Annotated in this window: 18 protein-coding genes; 4 read left to right on the top strand and 14 right to left on the bottom strand. The window is 66.3% G+C overall.

What is annotated here, in order from left to right; genetic code table 11:
* Positions 1-4: 4 nt before the first annotated feature.
* The 4 genes from AUL30_RS07720 to AUL30_RS07705 all read right to left on the bottom strand — a co-directional run bounded on the left by AUL30_RS07720 (position 5) and on the right by AUL30_RS07705 (position 4,398).
* A complete protein-coding gene (locus AUL30_RS07720) occupies positions 5-673 on the bottom strand; it encodes a response regulator transcription factor (protein ID WP_062227294.1) in 669 nt (222 codons plus the stop codon).
* A gap of 272 nt (positions 674-945) precedes the next feature.
* Complete coding sequence (locus AUL30_RS07715) at positions 946-1,395, bottom strand: hypothetical protein (RefSeq protein WP_062227293.1); 450 nt, start codon at positions 1,393-1,395, stop codon at positions 946-948.
* 284 nt (positions 1,396-1,679) lie between these two features.
* Complete coding sequence (gene hydA / locus AUL30_RS07710; RefSeq protein ID WP_062227292.1) at positions 1,680-3,128, bottom strand: dihydropyrimidinase; 1,449 nt, start codon at positions 3,126-3,128, stop codon at positions 1,680-1,682.
* A 22-nt stretch (positions 3,129-3,150) separates the two neighbouring features.
* On the bottom strand, positions 3,151-4,398 hold the full coding sequence (locus AUL30_RS07705; RefSeq protein WP_062227383.1) for a Zn-dependent hydrolase: 1,248 nt from the start codon (positions 4,396-4,398) through the stop codon (positions 3,151-3,153).
* Positions 4,399-4,588: 190 nt separating this feature from the next.
* Between AUL30_RS07705 and AUL30_RS07700 the strand changes: the two genes are divergently transcribed.
* The gene (locus AUL30_RS07700) at positions 4,589-5,203 is read left to right on the top strand and encodes a TetR family transcriptional regulator C-terminal domain-containing protein (protein ID WP_244490741.1); all 615 of its coding nucleotides are present in this window, start codon (positions 4,589-4,591) and stop codon (positions 5,201-5,203) included.
* Positions 5,204-5,207: 4 nt separating this feature from the next.
* On the opposite strand, the gene preA is transcribed toward AUL30_RS07700, so the two are convergent.
* Positions 5,208-6,548, bottom strand: a complete 1,341-nt coding sequence (gene preA / locus AUL30_RS07695; RefSeq protein WP_062227290.1) for an NAD-dependent dihydropyrimidine dehydrogenase subunit PreA — start codon at positions 6,546-6,548, stop codon at positions 5,208-5,210.
* 13 nt (positions 6,549-6,561) lie between these two features.
* The gene (locus AUL30_RS07690) at positions 6,562-7,923 is read right to left on the bottom strand and encodes an NAD(P)-dependent oxidoreductase (RefSeq protein ID WP_062227289.1); all 1,362 of its coding nucleotides are present in this window, start codon (positions 7,921-7,923) and stop codon (positions 6,562-6,564) included.
* A 197-nt stretch (positions 7,924-8,120) separates the two neighbouring features.
* On the opposite strand from AUL30_RS07690, the gene AUL30_RS07685 reads away from it, so the two are divergent.
* On the top strand, positions 8,121-8,930 hold the full coding sequence (locus AUL30_RS07685) for a potassium channel family protein (protein ID WP_062227288.1): 810 nt from the start codon (positions 8,121-8,123) through the stop codon (positions 8,928-8,930).
* On the opposite strand, the gene AUL30_RS07680 is transcribed toward AUL30_RS07685, so the two are convergent.
* On the bottom strand, positions 8,927-9,307 hold the full coding sequence (locus tag AUL30_RS07680; RefSeq protein WP_062227382.1) for a DUF423 domain-containing protein: 381 nt from the start codon (positions 9,305-9,307) through the stop codon (positions 8,927-8,929). The two genes, AUL30_RS07685 and AUL30_RS07680, sit on opposite strands and share 4 nt — an antisense overlap.
* Positions 9,308-9,392: 85 nt before the next feature.
* On the opposite strand from AUL30_RS07680, the gene cysQ reads away from it, so the two are divergent.
* A complete protein-coding gene (gene cysQ, locus AUL30_RS07675) occupies positions 9,393-10,184 on the top strand; it encodes a 3'(2'),5'-bisphosphate nucleotidase CysQ (RefSeq protein ID WP_244490739.1) in 792 nt (263 codons plus the stop codon).
* Between the two features lie 25 nt (positions 10,185-10,209).
* Here cysQ and mnhG read toward each other — a convergent pair whose 3' ends face one another.
* From mnhG to AUL30_RS07640, 7 genes are all read right to left on the bottom strand, one after another.
* On the bottom strand, positions 10,210-10,578 hold the full coding sequence (gene mnhG, locus AUL30_RS07670) for a monovalent cation/H(+) antiporter subunit G (RefSeq protein ID WP_062227286.1): 369 nt from the start codon (positions 10,576-10,578) through the stop codon (positions 10,210-10,212).
* Entirely contained in the window at positions 10,575-10,955 is a 381-nt protein-coding gene (locus AUL30_RS07665) for a cation:proton antiporter (RefSeq protein WP_062227285.1), read from the bottom strand. Before AUL30_RS07665 ends, mnhG begins: the two co-directional genes overlap by 4 nt.
* A complete protein-coding gene (locus AUL30_RS07660; RefSeq protein WP_062227284.1) occupies positions 10,952-11,425 on the bottom strand; it encodes a Na+/H+ antiporter subunit E in 474 nt (157 codons plus the stop codon). Before AUL30_RS07660 ends, AUL30_RS07665 begins: the two co-directional genes overlap by 4 nt.
* On the bottom strand, positions 11,422-13,122 hold the full coding sequence (locus tag AUL30_RS07655; protein ID WP_062227283.1) for a proton-conducting transporter transmembrane domain-containing protein: 1,701 nt from the start codon (positions 13,120-13,122) through the stop codon (positions 11,422-11,424). The genes AUL30_RS07660 and AUL30_RS07655 overlap by 4 nt, the downstream gene beginning before the upstream one ends.
* Before the next feature lie 73 nt (positions 13,123-13,195).
* The gene (locus tag AUL30_RS07650) at positions 13,196-13,573 is read right to left on the bottom strand and encodes a Na+/H+ antiporter subunit C (RefSeq protein ID WP_062227282.1); all 378 of its coding nucleotides are present in this window, start codon (positions 13,571-13,573) and stop codon (positions 13,196-13,198) included.
* Positions 13,573-13,989 (bottom strand): Na+/H+ antiporter subunit B, encoded by a 417-nt coding sequence (locus AUL30_RS07645; protein ID WP_062227281.1) that lies wholly within the window; start codon positions 13,987-13,989, stop codon positions 13,573-13,575. Before AUL30_RS07645 ends, AUL30_RS07650 begins: the two co-directional genes overlap by 1 nt.
* Positions 13,986-16,373: a putative monovalent cation/H+ antiporter subunit A gene (locus AUL30_RS07640; protein ID WP_062227280.1), complete on the bottom strand. Its 2,388-nt coding sequence runs from the start codon at positions 16,371-16,373 to the stop codon at positions 13,986-13,988. Before AUL30_RS07640 ends, AUL30_RS07645 begins: the two co-directional genes overlap by 4 nt.
* Before the next feature lie 201 nt (positions 16,374-16,574).
* Between AUL30_RS07640 and msrB the strand changes: the two genes are divergently transcribed.
* Positions 16,575-16,997 carry a peptide-methionine (R)-S-oxide reductase MsrB gene (gene msrB / locus AUL30_RS07635; protein ID WP_062227279.1) on the top strand — a complete coding sequence of 141 codons (423 nt, stop codon included), beginning with the start codon at positions 16,575-16,577 and terminating at the stop codon, positions 16,995-16,997.
* Positions 16,998-17,064: the final 67 nt, after the last annotated feature.

Here is a 17,064-nt window from a genome sequence, read left to right as displayed (position 1 = left end):
GGCGTCAGACGCCGATGCCGTAGCCGAGGTAACGCTTGGACGAGACCGGATCGTAGCCGAGCCGCATCTTCAGCTTCTTGCGCAGCTTGGAGATATGGCTCTCGATGACGTTCTCTTCGACATTCTCGTCGAAGATGCCGTAGATCGCCGAAAAGAGCTGCTGCTTGGATACGCGGCGGCCCTTGTTGGCCACCAGATATTCCAGGATCCGGCGCTCGCGCCGCGGCAGGACGAGCGACTCGCCAGCCACTTCCGCATCGCGGCCATCGTTGAAGACGCAGATTTCATCCGCTTCCAGCCGGTTGCGGTCCGTCACGTCGCGGCGGCGGATGGCGCCGACGCGCGCCAGGATTTCCTTGATGTGAACCGGCTTGGCGACGACGTCGTCGATGCCTGCGGCAAACAGATCCAAGGTGGATGCCAGGGCCCTTGTTTCGGCCAGGGCGATCAGCGGCGCATTGGTGCGCCCCCGCACGAGTCGCGTGATGGCATTGCGCTCGGGAAAATCACCCAGAAGGAAGGCTTCTACTGCGGAGACGTCAGTATCGGATGCCGTCTGCACCCAATCCTGGAACTCGTTCACATGAAAGCCCGCAGAAGAGACCCCTTCTCCACCAAGAAGAGACTTGTACCCGTTCGTGACAAGCTCACGATTGTCGACCACAACGATCATGGAACCCCCGCCGAATCAGTTTTGAAAACCTGATTTATTGTTAATCGGAGAGGGGGAATCCCGCCTATCCCCAAAATTCACTAGGGGATTCAGACATCGATTCCGCAAGGGTAGCCAACTCATTGCAGGACAAGCGTTAGCGGACTGTTAAGGCCACCTGAAAAAAAATCCGGGGTCCGTTCTTTTTCCCTCGGGATGGCGGGTTCTGAGTCTTTTGCGCAACAGGTCCTTCCGCCGCGGAGCGCAGGCAGGCAGCGCGACGGGCGGGTCGGTCAGGCGTTGCCGTAGGGGAGCCGCGCGCGCTGGAGGGCGGCCTTCAGGCGCAGCGTCTGCGCGGCGTCCGATTCCGTCTCGTCGCTGCGCGGGAAATGGTCGATGCGGATGGCGGCGGCGCCGGCGCCCAGCGCCAGGCTGAAATGGACTTCCGTGTCCGCATCGCGGAACTTCAGATCGAGCTCGACCACCGGGGGCGTCGACCATGTCACCCGCGCCTCCCCGCTCGAGGCGAAGGTCAGAGCGCCCGGCGCCAGGTGGAGCTGGCTGGAACTGTCGACGATATCGGCGATGTTGCCGGGCACGTCCATGCGCAGGAAGGCGATGTAGTCACCCGGCTCGACCAGCCGCAGCTCCGCGATCACCGGCCGCAGGGCGACTGCCAGCAGCCGTTCCCGGTCCTGGTTCGGGCAGCTCTCATCCAATTGCGGCATGGCATGATAACCCATGAACGCTGCTTCCCTCGGCCGGCGGACGCGCCGGCCCTGAGCGAGCGGGCCGACCACGCACATGAAATGCCTTCGGCACGGCCTCTGCGGCCCTGCCACGGGTCACTGGACCCGCTATCGGCACCATGGGGTACAGACCTTGCCACGGGCTTGAGGCGCGCGTTCGCGCCGGAGCGAGCCTTGCGCAAAGCTTTTGAAGCGATCAAACCCTTGATCTGCCAGCCGGCGCCGGCCGCACCCCTCGGCTGCATTCCCTCGATTGCAGACGCGCGCCGGCCCAGCGGTCAGACGCCGGCGGGGATGCCGCCGCGCTCTACGCGCCGGGGGGCGACGAGGTCCTTCCAGGTGCTGAGCGCACGGTTGACGGGCGCATTGGCCGGCCGGCGCACATACTGGCCGTCGCCCTGCTGCGCCAGCACCTCTCCCGCACGGAAGGCCACCTTGCCGCGGGACAGGGTCATGACCGGCAGGCCCCGGACCTCCATGCCCTCGAAGACGTTGTAGTCGATGGCCGAATGCTGCCGCGCGGCCGTGATGGTCTTCGTGGCGGCAGGGTCCCAGATCACCAGGTCGGCGTCCGCCCCGGGCAGGATGGCGCCCTTTTGTGGATAGATGTTCAGGATCTTGGCGATGTTGGTGGAGGTGACCGCGACGAACTCGTTCATGGTCAGGCGCCCCGTCCCGACGCCATGCGTCCACAGGACCGCAAGCCGATCCTCCAGCCCGCCGGTGCCGTTGGGGATTTTGGTGAAGTCGCCGAGCCCCATGCGCTTCTGGGCCGTGGTGAAGGCGCAGTGGTCGGTCGCCACCACCTGAAGCGATCCGGCGGCAAGCCCCGCCCAAAGCGAGTCCTGGTTGACCTTGTCGCGGAAGGGCGGCGACATGACGCGGCGGGCCGCATAGTCCCAGTCGGCGTTCTGGTAGGCGCTTTCGTCGAGCGTCAGATGCTGGACCAGCGGCTCACCGAAGACGCGCATCCCCTTCTGGCGCGCCCGTCGGATCGCCTCGTGCGCCGCCTCGCAGGACACGTGGACCACATAGAGCGGAACGCCAGCCTGATCGGCGATCATGATGGCCCGGTTGGTCGCCTCCGCCTCGACCTCCGGGGGGCGGGAATAGGCGTGCGCCTCCGGCCCGTCATTGCCGGCCGCCATGAATTTCTGCTGCAAAGAGGCGATGATATCGCCGTTCTCGGCATGGACGAGCGGCAGGGCGCCAAGCTCCGCGCAGCGCTGGAACGAGGCGAACATCTCGTCGTCGTTCACCATCAGGGCGCCCTTATAGGCCATGAAGTGCTTGAAGCTGTTGACCCCCTCGGCGACCACCGCCGGCATCTCCTCGAAAACGGTCCGGTCCCACCAGGTGATGGCCATGTGGAAGGAATAGTCCCCCCGCGCCTTTCCGGCCTTCTGGTGCCACTGGCCGAGCGCATCCATCAGGCCTTGGCCGGGTGCCGGCAGGCAGAAATCCACCGTCATCGTGGTGCCGCCGGCCAGCGCCGCCGCCGTGCCTGTATCGAAATCGTCCGCCGTGTGGGTTCCCATGAAGGGCATTTCCATATGGGTATGCGGGTCGATCCCGCCCGGCATGACATAGGCGCCCGAGGCGTCGATGACCGTATCGCCCTCCAGCCCCTCGCCGACGGCGGCAATGCGCTCGCCCGCGATCAGCACGTCGGAGACGAAAGTCCTGTCCGCGGTCACGACCGTGCCGCCCTTGATGACCACCGTCATGTCTTGCTCCTTATCTTGTGAATCAGGCGACGACGCCGGCCGCGTCCACCACGGCGTTCAGAAGGACATTCGCACCGTTCCCGGCCCATTGCCGGGTGATCGCCTCGGCTTCGTTGTGGGAAAGCCCGCCGACGCAGGGGCACATGATCATGGCCGTCGGAGCGATGCGGTTGATGTAGCAGGCGTCGTGTCCGGCGCCCGAGACGATATCGCGATGGCTGAGCCCGAGCCGATCGGCCGACCGCCGGACTGCCGCGACGCATTCCGGATCGAAGGCCACGGGGTCGAAATGGCCGACGATCTCGATCTCGGCCTTGACCCCGAGCGGTTCGGCAAGCGCATCGATGCCGGACACGATCGCCTCCCGCATGGCTTCCAGCGTGTCGCGATGCGGCGAGCGGATGTCGATCGTGGCGACGGCCCGACCGGCGATAATGTTGGGCGAATTGGGGTGGACTTCCATGTGGCCGACCGTACCCACTGCGGCCGGCTGATGCGCCATCGCCGTCTCGTGGACCAGTTCCACGGTACGCGCCAGCGCCAGCCCGGCATTGCGCCGCTTGCCCATGGGTGTGGAGCCCGTATGGCTTTCCTGCCCGGTCAGTGTCACGCGCAGCCAGTAGAGGCCCTGCCCATGGGTGACGACACCGATGTCGATCCCCTCATCCTCCAGGATTGGGCCCTGTTCGATATGCAGCTCGAAGAATGCGCCCACCTTATGGGTGCCGACAGGCGTTTCCCCCTCAAAGCCGATCCGGCGCAGCTCGTCGCCGAAGCGCAGCCCCTGTGCATCCACGCGGTCCTTGGCCCAGCTTTCCTGGTAGACTCCGGCGAAGACGCCGGAAGAGATCATGGCGGGGGCGAAGCGTGCGCCCTCCTCGTTCGTCCAGTTGATCACGACGATCGGCCGGCGCGTGGCGATGCCAAGGTCGTTCAGCGTGCGCACCACTTCCAGCGCCGCGAGGACGCCCAGCACCCCGTCATAGCGCCCGCCTGTCGGCTGCGTATCCAGGTGGCTGCCCAGGCAGATGGGGGTGGCATCGGGATCGGCGCCCGGCCGGGTCGCGAACATGTTGCCCATACTGTCCACATCGACGCGAAGGCCCGCGGCCTCGCACCATTGCCGGAACAGCCGGCGCCCTTCCCCGTCCTCGTCCGTCAGGGTCTGACGGTTGTTGCCCCCGGCGATCCCCGGCCCGATCCTGGCCATGTCGTCCAGGGCCTGCCACAGGCGGTCGGCATCGATCTGGAGGTTGGTGGATAGGCTCATCGATGTGCGTCCCTGCATGGTGTCCTTGCCGGGCACGCCCGGTTGTTCTTGACTGTCCGGTCAAACCACAGGCTAGAAGGTCGGGTGGCAAGGGTCAATGCGATTGCCTGCGGTTTGCGCAACCTGAAATGTGCTCGATGTGTAGGCATAGGCCAGGCCGGCGGCGGCAGGGGTGGAGGGGATGGTCATCATGGTGAAGGAGCCCACGCGCATCCAGCGCGCCAATCGCGAACTGATCCTGGCGGCCGCCCTTCCCGTCTTCTCGGCCGATGGCTTCAAGGGCGCGACGGTGGATCGGATCGCGGCGGCGGCCGGCATGTCCAAACCCAACCTCCTCTATTATTTCCGCCGCAAGGACGACATTTACGCCGCCGTCCTGGAGCGCACGCTCGATGCCTGGCTTGAGCCGCTCGAAGCCCTGGACCCTGCGGGCGAGCCGGAGCTGGAGCTGGCGCGCTACATCCGCATCAAGCTGCGCATGTCGCTGGAGGCGCCGGAAGCCTCCCGCCTCTTCGCCAACGAGGTGCTGGCCGGCGCGCCGGTGATCGGCGATGTCCTGCGCGGGCGGCTGCGCCGGCTCGTCGCCGACAAGGCGGGCGTGATCGCCGGCTGGATGGATGCCGGCCGCCTGCACCGGATGGACCCCACCCATCTGATCTTCATGATCTGGGCCATGACGCAGCATTATGCCGACTTCGCCGTGCAGGTGGAGGCGATCACCGGGCCGGCGGCGGATGCGTCGGGCGCAGCCGCCGATACGATCCTGACCCTTGTCCTGCGGGGCCTGCGACCCGGCCCGGCATAGACGCTCATTCCGCCGCATCGAGGATCGGGATGCCGGAGGCATGGTCGCCGGCCGGCGCCGCCATCGGGTTGTTGGGATGCACGGTCCAATTGCTGTAACTGTCCGGCACCGGGCGGCCGGTGCGCGGGTCCACGCCGTGGATCTCATCCATGGTGATGCAATCCTGGACCGGGCAGACATTGACGCAGAGATTGCAGCCGACACACTCCGCATCGATGACCTCGAAATGCCGCCGGCCGTCCAGCATGGAGGTGATGGCCTGGTGCGAGGTGTCCTCGCAGGCGATATGGCAGCGGCCGCACTGGATGCACAGCGCCTGGTCGATCCGCGCCTTGGTCACGTAATTGAGGTTCAGATACTGCCAGTCGACGACGTTGCCGACCGCACGCCCCCGGAAATCCTCGATCCGCGCAAAGGACTTGGAATCCATCCAGTCCGACAGGCCGGAGGCGAGCTCCTGCACGATCTTGAAGCCATAGGTCATGGCCGCGGTGCAGACCTGGACCGTCCCGCAACCGAGCGCGATGAACTCGGCGGCATCGCGCCAGGTCGTTACCCCGCCAATGCCAGAGATGGGCATGCCGGCCGTCTGCGCATCGCGCGCGATCTCGGCCACCATGTTGAGGGCGATGGGCTTGACCGCCGGGCCGCAATAGCCGCCATGGCTGCCCTTGCCGTCGATGGAGGGTACGGGGGAAAACGCGTCCAGATCCACCGAGACGATGGACGAGATCGTGTTGATCAGGGACACCGCATCCGCGCCACCGCGCCGTGCAGCGCGTGCGGGATAGCGGATATCGGTGATGTTGGGCGTCAGCTTGACGATGACCGGCAGGCTCGAATGCGCCTTGCACCAGCGCGCCACCATTTCGATATATTCGGGCACCTGGCCCACGGCCGAGCCCATGCCGCGCTCGCTCATGCCGTGCGGGCAGCCGAAATTCAGCTCCACCCCGTCGCAACCGGTCTCTGCCACACGGGCGAGAATCGCCTGCCAGCTCGTCTCTTCGCAGGGGACCATCAGGGACACGACGACGGCCCTGTCCGGCCAGTTGCGCTTGACGCGGGCGATCTCCTCCAGATTGATATCCAGCTCCCGGTCGGTGATCAGCTCGATATTGTTGAAGCCGAGGAGCCGGCGGTCGGGCCCGTGGATCGCGCCGTAGCGCGGCCCGTTCACATTGACGACGGGCCGCCCCTCGCCCAGCGTCTTCCAGACCACGCCGCCCCAGCCCGCCTCGAAGGCGCGCTGAACGTTGTATTCCTTGTCGGTCGGCGGCGCGGAGGCGAGCCAGAAAGGGTTGGGAGAACGGATCCCGATGAAGTCGCTGGACAGATCGGCCATCGCGGTACCCTCCTTAAGGCCGTTCGCGCAGGAGCGCGGCGTGAATGGACATGGCGGCGCGCTTGCCGTCTTCGACCGCCGCAACGGTCAGGTCGAGCCCGCCGGTGATGCAGTCGCCGCCGGCCCAGATGCCCGGCATGCTGGTCCGCAACTCGGCATCCACCCGGATCCGCCCCGCCTCCAGCGCCGGCAACCCGGCGCCGTCCTGCGGCGCAGCCAGGAGCGTCTGGCCGATCGCCTTGAAGATCTGGTCGGCCTCCAGCGTCAGGGTGGCGCCGGTCCCGATCAGCCGGCCACCCTCCTCACGCGTGCGCTCCAGTTCGATCCCCTGGACGACGCCGCCATGCGACAGGACGCGCCGTGGCTGCACATGGCACAGGATCCGCACGCCGCGCCGCGCCGCAAGCTCCTGCTCGTATAGGCTGGCATTCATGGCATCGCGCCCGCGCCGATAGGCCAGCGTCACCTCCTCGGCCCCGAGCGCCCTGGCCTGCACCGCCGCGTCGACGGCCGTCATCCCGCCGCCGATCACCACGACGCGGCGCCCGATCGGCAGCGCGCCGAGGTCGCCGGCCTGGCGCAACGTCGCGATCCAGTCCACCGCATCGCGGCAATCGGGCGCGCCCTCGCCGTCCACGCCCAACGCGTTCACGCCGGCAAGCCCGATGCCGAGGAAGACCGCATCATGCGTAGCGCTCAGCGCTTCGAGCGAGATGTCCCGGCCGAGGGCCGTCCCCGTTTGCAGGCTGATGCCGCCGACTGACAGGAGGTAATCCACCTCCCGCTGGGCAAAATCATCCACGGCCTTGTAACTGGCGATGCCGAACTCGTTCAGGCCGCCCGGCTTGCTGCGCGTATCATACAGGGTGACGGAATGGCCCAGCATGGCCAGCCGGTGCGCGCAGGACAGCCCGGCAGGGCCCGCGCCGACCACCGCCACGTGCCGCCCCGTGGGTGCCGCGCGCGCAAAAGGCTGGCGGCCCGTCGCCATCATCGTGTCGGTCGCGTGGCGCTGCAGCAGGCCGATGCGCACAGGCCGCTCCTCGGCCGCCTGTCGCACGCAGGCTCCTTCGCAGAGCTCCTCCGTCGGGCAGACGCGGGCGCACATGCCGCCCAGAATGTTCTGGGAGAAGATCGTGCGCGCCGCCCCCAGCGGATTGCCGGCCTGGATCTCGCGGATGAAGAGCGGGATGTCGATGCCCGTCGGGCATGCATCCATGCAGGGCGCATCGTAGCAGAAGTAGCAGCGATCGGCCTCAACCGCCGCATCATGCGGCGACAGGGCTGGATGGATGTCGGCAAAGTTCCGATCGAGTTCCGCCGGGCTCAGCCGGGCGGCGGCGATATCGGGGCGGATGGGCGGCGTCTCGTTCATGCCTGCGACCTCCCGGTACGGGTTCTGGAACCTAGAATGGGTCCAAACTGGATAGGCGGTCAACGATATTTTTTGATCACAAGGTCAAAAAACGTCGCTTTGTTCATCGCACATGCAGCATGATCATTAATTTTGCACTTGCAGCATCTTCCTGTTGCGCCTGCGGCAGGACATCCTGCGAAGGGCGTCGAGGGGAGTTGCGTTGCGTGGGCCAGGAACAGGCGTCAGATCGGGCGGGCGGATTTCCGGCCCTGCGGGACAGGTTGCGACGGCTCTATCATGGGCGGTCCATACGGGCGCAGCGCTTCCAGACAGGGATGATCGTCATCGATCTGTCGATCATCCTGTTCTTCATCGTCTCCCCCATCCTGCGGGATCTGCAGAACTTCCTGTGGATCGACTACGCCGTCGCCGCCATTCTGACGGCCGATATGCTGGCCCGCGCGCTGGCCTCGACCGAGCTCGTCCGCTGGCTGCGCCAGCCGACGACGCTGGTCGATCTGTTCATCCTGGTGACGCTTCTCTTTCCCTTCTCGCTCGCCAATCTCGGCTTCCTGCGCATCCTGCGCCTGTGGACCCTGTCGCGCAGCGGCATGCTATGGCGTCCCTTGCATCGGCACGGGCTGGAAGAATGGGAGGATGCGGGACGCGCGGTGGTCAACCTCGTCACCTTCCTCTTCGTGGCGACGGGCTTCATCTACACCTTCTTCTTCCGCGATGGTGCGGGGCTCGCGGGCTATGTGGACGCGCTCTATTTCACGGTGGCCAGCGTCACCACGACGGGCTACGGCGATATCACCCTGCCCGGCCCCGGCGGCAAGCTGACGGCCATCGCCACCATGCTGATCGGCATCACCCTGTTCGTGCGGCTGGCCCAGGCCCTGTTCCGGCCCCACAAGGTGACGTTCCCCTGCCCCGAATGCGGCTTGTCACGCCACGATTCCGATGCGGTCCACTGCAAGGCCTGCGGCCATATCCTGAAGATTCCGGATGAAGGCGCCGTCTAGCGCCGGCCGCGCAACAGCGCGGCGAGCGCCAGTATGGCGAGCGCAAGCCAACCGGCCATCAACAGCATGCCGCCGCTCGGCGCCGCATTGGCAAAAAGCCGTCCGCCCGTGGCGATCCGCGTGGCGAGATCGCCGGAAAACAGGAGAACGCCGGACACCATCATGGCGCCGGGAATGGCGCGCAGCGCAATGACATGCGCCGGTGCGAGCGCAAGCGCCAGAAGCGCCGGCGCATGCACCAGCGCGATTGCCGCCGCGATTGCGGCCTGCGGCGCGGCAGTCGCATGCGCCGCATAGGCGGCGCCGGCCACGCCGCCCGCGCCGAACAGGCCGGCAAAGACGATCAGTATGGTGCTCGCAGGGTCGGGGCGCGTCATCTGGACCATCATCCTTGACAGGGTCGGGCAAAGCCGATCAGGAGTTAACTTTCCTCGTGTCGCTTGTACAGGTTCGTGCGGCCCCATGGTCGATATGTCCAGAATGGCGGATCTGTTCCGCGACGCCGCCGAGGCTGCCGGCCGCGCCATCCTGGCGCTGCGCGGCGCGCGCTGCGCGGCCTACCACAAGGCCGACAGCTCGCCCGTGACCGACGCCGACCATGCGGCGGAGGGCATCATCATCCGCGCCCTCAACGAAACCTTTCCGGCCACGCCCTTCCTGGCCGAGGAAGCCTGCGCCGCCGGGCATACGGGCCTTGCGCGGGCTGGCGGATTCTTCCTCATCGATCCCCTGGACGGCACGCGCGAGTTCGTTGCCGGCCGGGACGAGTTCACCGTCAACATCGCCTATGTCGAGGATGGGCGCCCGCTTGTCGGCGTGGTCCACGCCCCGGCGCTGCGGGAAACCTATCTCGGCCATACCGGCGGTGCCTGGCGCTGGCGCGCGGGGCAGACGGGCGAGCGCATCGCCGTGCGGGAGGCTCCGCCCGAGGGTCCGGCGGCGCCGTTAAGCCGCTCGCATCTGACGCAAGCCACGCAGGCTTTCCTGAACGCGGCGCGCCCCTCCAGCGTCACCGGCATGGGGTCTTCCATCAAGTTCTGCCGGCTGGCCGAAGGCGCGGCGGATCTCTACCCCTGTCTCGGCCCGACCATGGAATGGGACACGGCGGCCGGAGAAGCGGTCTTGCGCGCCGCCGGCGGCGATGTGCGGGACCTTGCGGGATCGCCCCTCGTCTATGGCCGGACGAAGGAAGACGGGACGGCGTGCCTCACCAATCCGCATTTCGTGGCGGTCGGCCGTGCGGCGCGCGCCTGACAGCCCGCCCGCCTGACCCCATGCGTCAGCCGGTCAGCGTGTCCGATTCATCCATCGAAGAGCCCTCGCCCTGCGCGCGCTCGTCGCGGATCGAGTCCGGCCCCATGCGGTAGCCGGCCGATTGCGCGGCCTTGCCCAGAAGATGCGCGGCGATGGGCGCCGTCATCAGAAGGAAGATGATGGCGGCGAGCGCGCGCAACACTTCGGCCGTCTCGTTGGAGACGATGGCGAGCGCCATCAGCATCAGGACGGAGCCCACCGTGCCGGCCTTGGCCGCGGCGTGGATGCGCGTGTAGAAATCGGGAAAGCGCAGGATGCCGATAGCGGCGACCAGCGTGAAGCCAGATCCGAACACGACGAAAAGGCTTGCCACGATGTTGCCGATGCCACTCATCGCAGCATCTCCCGCCGCCCGATGGGTTTGCGGATATGCTTGCCATCCTCTTCGCTCACCTCCCCCGGCTTGACCGGCGAACGCTCCGTATCGCCGCGCACCATGATGAAGCGCGAGAAGGAGATGGTCGCCAGGAAGCCGACGAGCCCGAGCGCGATGGCCACATCGACATAAAGCGTGAAGCCGGTATCGATGCCGATGATGGCGATGAAGCCGATGGAGCCGGCGGTCAGCACATCCAGGCCGAGCACCCGGTCCGGCAGGGTCGGGCCCTTGAAAATGCGGATGATGGTCAGCACGAAGGCGATGCCGATGAACAGGAGCGCGATGGACAGCGCCCAGTCCAGGACGATTTCGGAAAATTCGAGGAAGGTCATCGCAGCGCCTCCAGAAGCTTGCGCTCGAAGCCGCGGGCGATGCGGCGGCGCTCGCCGTCCGGGTCCGTGCAGTCGAGCGCATGGATATAGAGGGTGGAGTGATCGTCCGACACATCGAGCACGAGCGAGCCCGGCGTCAACCCGACCAGCCCCGACAGCATGGCGATCTCGTAATCCCGATCGACCATCATGCGGTAGACGAAGACGCCGGGCTTCAGGTCGAGCTTGGGCCGCAGGGCCGAAATGGCCACGCGCCAGGCCGACATGAAGATTTCCGATACGAGATACAGGAACAGGGAGGCGACACGCCCGCTGCGGCGCAGATAGCCGCCCGTCCCGATCTGCTCGCGGATCAGCCCCAGCGTGAAGGCCGCCAGGATAAAACCGAAGATCAGGTTGGTCAGGCTGAAGGTCGCGGTCACGATGACCCAGACCAGCGCCAGGACGATGTTGACGACGAAGAGTGTCATGGCGCCACCTCACCGAGGACCGAGGAGAGATATCCGCTCGGCTGCAACAGGTCGATTGCAGCCTGGAAGGTGAACTCGGCCAGCCATTCCGGCCAGATGCCGGCCACCACGACGAAGACGCACAGCGCCACCAGCGGCACCAGGGCGAGCGGCGTGCCCGGCGGCGGCGCCCGGAAGGTTTCCTCGGCGATCTGACGGGCTTCGCCCACGTCCTGCGCGGCCGCGAGCGCGGGCAGCGGGCGCCAGAAGGCGAGCGCGAAGGCGCGCATGCAGGCAATGGTCAGGAGCAGGCCGGAGACGAGGATCGCCGCCGCCAGCCACGGCAGTTCGGCGGCAAGCGATGCCCGCACCAGGAGCATTTTCGGCCAGAAGCCCGAAAAGGGCGGCAGGCCGGCCACCGCCAGGAACAGCACCAGGAACATGGCCGAGAAGACGGGGTTGCGCCGCCAGAGCCCGCCCATTTCGTGCAGCGAGGAGGAGCCGTTCCGGAATGCCGCCACGCCCGCCGCCAGATACAGCGCCGTCATGACGACGATGGAGTGGATCGCATAATAGATGGAGCCGGCAAGCCCGGTGGCAAGCGTGATCAGCATCGGCCCGTTGCCCTGCTGCGAGCCCTCGCGCAGGACGCCGGCCGCGCCCGTGGTGACGATGGCCGATGTGCTTTCCAGGAAGGGCGGAATCGACATGCCGGCCAGGATCGTGCCGATGCCGGCGATGACGACGTAGTTCAGCATGCGCCGAAGATCGCTCTGCGCCAGCGCGCCGAGGGCCCCGGCCATCATGGTCAGGCCGGCCATCCACGCAATGAGGATGCCGAGCCCGACGCGCTCCGGCGGGAACAGCATGAGCTGGACGCGCATCAACGCATAGATGCCGACCTTGGTCAGAAGCCCGGCAAAGAGCGCCGACACGACGAAACGCGGCGTGTGGTAGGAGGCCGGCAGCCAGAAGTTCAGCGGGAACGCCGCCGCCTTCATGGAGAAGGAGACGAGGAACAGCGCGCCGACCGTCAGCAGCGTTCCGTTGCCTTCGAAGGCCGCCGCCTTGACGGCGATGTCGGCCATGTTGAGCGAGCCGAAGATGCCGTAGAGATAGCCGATGGTCAGAAGAAAGACCGTCGCGCCGATCAGGTTGAGGAAGCAGTATTTCGTCGCCCCATCGAGCTGCTCGCGCTCCGAACCCAGGATCAGGAGCCCGAAGGAGCCGATCAGCATCACCTCGAACCAGACATAGAGGTTGAAGATATCGCCGGTCAGGAAGGAGCCTGACACGCCCGCCATCAGGATGAAGAGGAAGGGATAGAAGCCGTAGCGCCGCTCCTCCTCGTCGATGGAGGCGATGGCGTAGATGCCGCAGGCGAGCCCCACGAAGCCGGCCACCGACAGGAACAGGACGCTCGTCATATCGGCCACGAAGACGATGCCGAAGGGCGGGCGCCACCCGCCCATGGCCATCGAAATGGTCCCGTTGCGATAGACTTCGACAAAGAGGGCGAGATCCGCCAGGAGCAGGAGCACGAGGCCGCTGACCGCCACCGGCGGGTGCCAGCTCATCTGCCGGCGCAGCATCAGGAGCCCGGCGCCGAACAGGAAGCAGATGAGAATGGGCAGGATCAGCAGCCAGCCGGCAAGGCTGGACTGGTCCAGGACCATCGCCTGCCGGATCATCTCTTCCATGCTCTGTGTCGCGGTCATCGAACCTCTTCAGTCATGTCTCTTGCGCGGCAGGCCGGGGCCTGCCGCAATCTGTTCCGCGCGTGGCGGTGTCTCAGTAGCCGAGGGGCGGCAGCCCCTCGTCCTCGGGCTCGGCCACGCGCATATCCTGCGTGTCGTCGGTTTCCAGATCCTGATACGCCCGATAGGTCAGCACCAGCAGAAAGACGAAGAACGAGAAGGATATGACGATCGCGGTGAGCACGAGCGCCTGCGGCACGGAATTGGCGATCGCCATGGGCGGCATGTCCAGCCCGCCGGGGATCAGCGGCGGCGCGATTGGCCCGATCCGCCCGGCCACGAAGATCGACAGATTGACGCTGTTGCCGAGCAGCACGACGCCGAGCAGCATGCGGATGATGTAGCGCGACAGGAGCAGGTAGATGGTGAAGGTGAACATGATGCCGATCACCACGGCGAGGGCGGTCTCCATCAGTCGACATACCTCTCTTCCAGCGACAGGGCGATGGACGAGATCGACCCGACGATGACGAGATAGACCCCGATATCGAAGAAGAGCGCCGTCGATATGGGCGGATTGCCCAGGAACTCCGGGAACCACCACAGGCCCGTCATGAACGGATAGCCGATGACGAGCGAGGCCATCCCGGCCAGCGTTGCCACGATCAGGCCGAAGGCGGCATAGGCGATGGGGTGGAAGTGCAGCGCGCGCCGCACCGATTCCACGCCGACGGCCATGCCGTAGACGGCGATGGCGGAGGCGGCGATGAGCCCGCCGATGAAACCGCCGCCCGGCTCGTTGTGCCCGCGCAGGAGCACGAAGAGCGAGAACAGGAACATGAGGCTGGTGAGATAGGGCGCCATCACCCGGAAGATGACCGTTCTCATGATGTGTGCTCCGTGGCCGCGGGCCGCTTCTTCTTGCGCCCTGCCACCTGCTGCCTGTCCTTCTTGGACACGCGGATGCGCACCAGCGCCAGGATGGCGGCGCCCGTCGTGAGCACGACGGCGATCTCTCCGAACGTATCCACGGCGCGGAAGTCCACCAGGATCACGTTCACGATGTTGCGGCCATGGGCGATGACATAGGAGTAGCGCGTATAGAAATCGGACAGCGACGTATCCATGCTGGTCTGCGTGACCGAGATGAGGAAGAGCGACAGCCCCGCCCCGCCCAGGGCCGCCAGCAGGAGCTCTGGCGCCACCTCGCGCCAGGGCCGGCGGTCGGCCGGCTGCAGACGCAGCCGCGTCATGACGAGGGCGAGGATCGCCACCGACAGGATCTCGACCATGAACTGCGTGAAGGACAGGTCCGGCGCGCCGAGCAACAGGAACAGAAGCGCGACGGCCAGGCCCTGAATGCCAAGCGACAGCATGGCGGCGAGCCGGTTGGGCGCCACCGCGACCACCACGACGCCGAGCACGAGAATGCCGAGCAGCATCCATTCGTAGAAATAGAGCATCGGCCATTCCGGCACCGAGGGCAGCCCGCCGGTAGAGACCATGGTGATCCAGAGAAGGCCGATGATCACGATGAAGGTCATGCGCATGTAATAGTCCAGCCGGCCCGGCTGCAGGAAATTGGTGATCGCCGCTGAAACGATGATCAGCCCGCGGATGAGCTGGTCGAAGCCCCGGTCCGGACCCCAGCCGATCGCCGCCAGCCCCGCCGCGATGCGCGCGCGCACATCCTTGGAGCGCAGATAGAGAAGGACGCCGACGATGACGGTAACGACCGACAGGATCAGCGGTGCGCCGAAGTGGAAGCCGACCGAAATGGTGATCGCCACCGCCTCCTCCAGCGAGGGGGGCGCCATCGGATTGGAGATGAACTGGTGGGTGACTTCCGAGAACAGCCCGGCCAGGAAGCCCAGCACGCCGAGGAGGAGCGGCGGCGACCAGACGAGAAACTCGGTTTCATGCGCGCGCCGAAGCCCGCTCGGCAGCGTTCCCGTGAAGGGCTTGAGCGCCACGACGAGGACCGTTGCGAACATCAGGCAGTTGCCGGCCAGTGTCACCAGCGTCATCGCACCGGCATAGGGCAGATTGGTGATCTGCGTGGCCGCGGCATAGACCTCTTCCTTGGCGAGGAAGCCGAAGAGCGGCGGCAGGCCGCCCATGGCGGCCGCACCCAGAAGCGCCGCCCCGAAGGTGAAAGGCATGGTCCGGGCCAGGCCCCCAAGGGCGCGGATATCGCGCGTGCCGGCGCCATGGTCGATGGAGCCGGCCACCATGAACAGGCAGGCCTTCGCCAGCGAATGGGCGATGACGTAGAGGACGGCGGCTTCCAGCGCGATCTCCGAGCCGATCCCGATCAGGAGCACGAGAAGGCCGAGCGAGGCGACGGTCGTATAGGCGAGCATGAGCTTCACATCGGCCTGGCGCAGCGCCAGCACGGCGCCGCCGACCAGGGTGATGCTCCCGGCGGTGACCAGCAGCACCTCCCACAACACCGTGTCACCCATGACGGGGAAGAAGCGCATCAAGAGGTAGATGCCGGCCTTCACCATCGTGGCCGAGTGGAGATAGGCCGAAACGGGCGTCGGCGCTTCCATGGCATTGGGAAGCCAGATGTGGAACGGCATCTGCGCCGATTTGGTGAAGGCGCCGAGCGCCACGAGGATCAGGATCGGCACATAGGCGCCGCCATCGATGATGGCGCGCGGCTGGTCGATCAGCTCGCTGAGCGAGGTCAGCCCGGTCGTGGCGCGGATGAGGATGAGGCCCGCGAGCAGCGCCAGGGCACCGCCGCCCGTGACGATCAAAGCCTGGATCGCCCCGCGACGCGCCGCCTCACGCTCGTGCTGGAAGCCGATCAGAAGGAATGAGGTGATCGAGGTGAGCTCCCAGAAGACGAACAGCGTCATCAGGTCGTCCGCCAGGACCAGACCGAGCATGGCCCCCATGAACATGAAGATATAGGCGTAGAAACGGCCGAGCTTGTCGCTCTTGACGAGATAGCCACCGGAATACAGCGTCACCAGTGCACCGATGCCCAGGATCAGCAGCGCGAAGGCATAGGACAGCCCATCGAGCCGGAAGGAGAAGCGGACATCGAAGGTCGGGATCCAGTCGAACCCGAACAAGATGATCTCACGCCCCTGGATCTGCTCGGACACCCCGAAAATGAGGGCGAAAGCCAAAATTGGGAACAGCGCCAGAACATAGGCCGAGAAACGGCCGAGCAGGCGATGGATCGGAGAGGCAAGCGTTGCGGCGATGAAGGGTAGCGCGACAGCCAGGAAGAAAAGCTGCCCCGTTTGTCCTTCCATGCACTCGGTCCCCTCAACTCATATTGCCACTGCGCCGCACCGCTCATGTTAGGTTTTGGCGCCGATTCTTCAAGCCATTCAGGCCATATTCACGCAGGCTTCATCCTTTGTCAGAGCATAGCCCGGTGCGCCCCGAGCTTGAGTGGCGGCTCCGCGCCCCCTACCTAGGGACAGACAGTACCCGAACCGGGAGACAGGACCATGACTGCGACAGACAATCGCCCCTTGAAGGTGGAGAAGACGGACGCCGAGTGGCGCGCCGAACTGACGCCCGAGCAATATGCCGTCGCGCGCGGGCACGGGACCGAACGCCCCTTTACCGGGCCGAACTGGGACCAGAAGGCCGATGGCCTCTACGCTTGCGTCTGCTGCCACCGGCCGCTCTTCCGCTCCGATACCAAGTTTGATTCCGGCACCGGCTGGCCGAGCTTCTACACGCCCGTCGAGCCGCAGGCCGTGGAGGAGGTTCAGGACCGGTCCCATGGCATGGTCCGCACCGAGGTGCGCTGCGCCGATTGCGACGCCCATCTCGGCCATGTCTTCGAGGACGGCCCCCGCCCGACGGGCCTGCGCTACTGCATGAACGGCTATGCCCTGGAGTTCGAGCCCGACGCGGGCCGGTAAGCCACAAGCCCCTTGCCGCCGGCCGGCGCCGGCGGCATCCGCATGCCCCTTCGCCCCCCCTGACAGA

Origin of the sequence: Aureimonas frigidaquae (assembly GCF_001463905.1) — a bacterium.
In the GTDB taxonomy this organism is placed as follows: Bacteria; Pseudomonadota; Alphaproteobacteria; order Rhizobiales; family Rhizobiaceae; genus Aureimonas; species Aureimonas frigidaquae.
The sequence above is the reverse complement of the archived record's forward strand: the minus strand, read 5'-3'. Positions and strand labels throughout refer to the sequence as shown.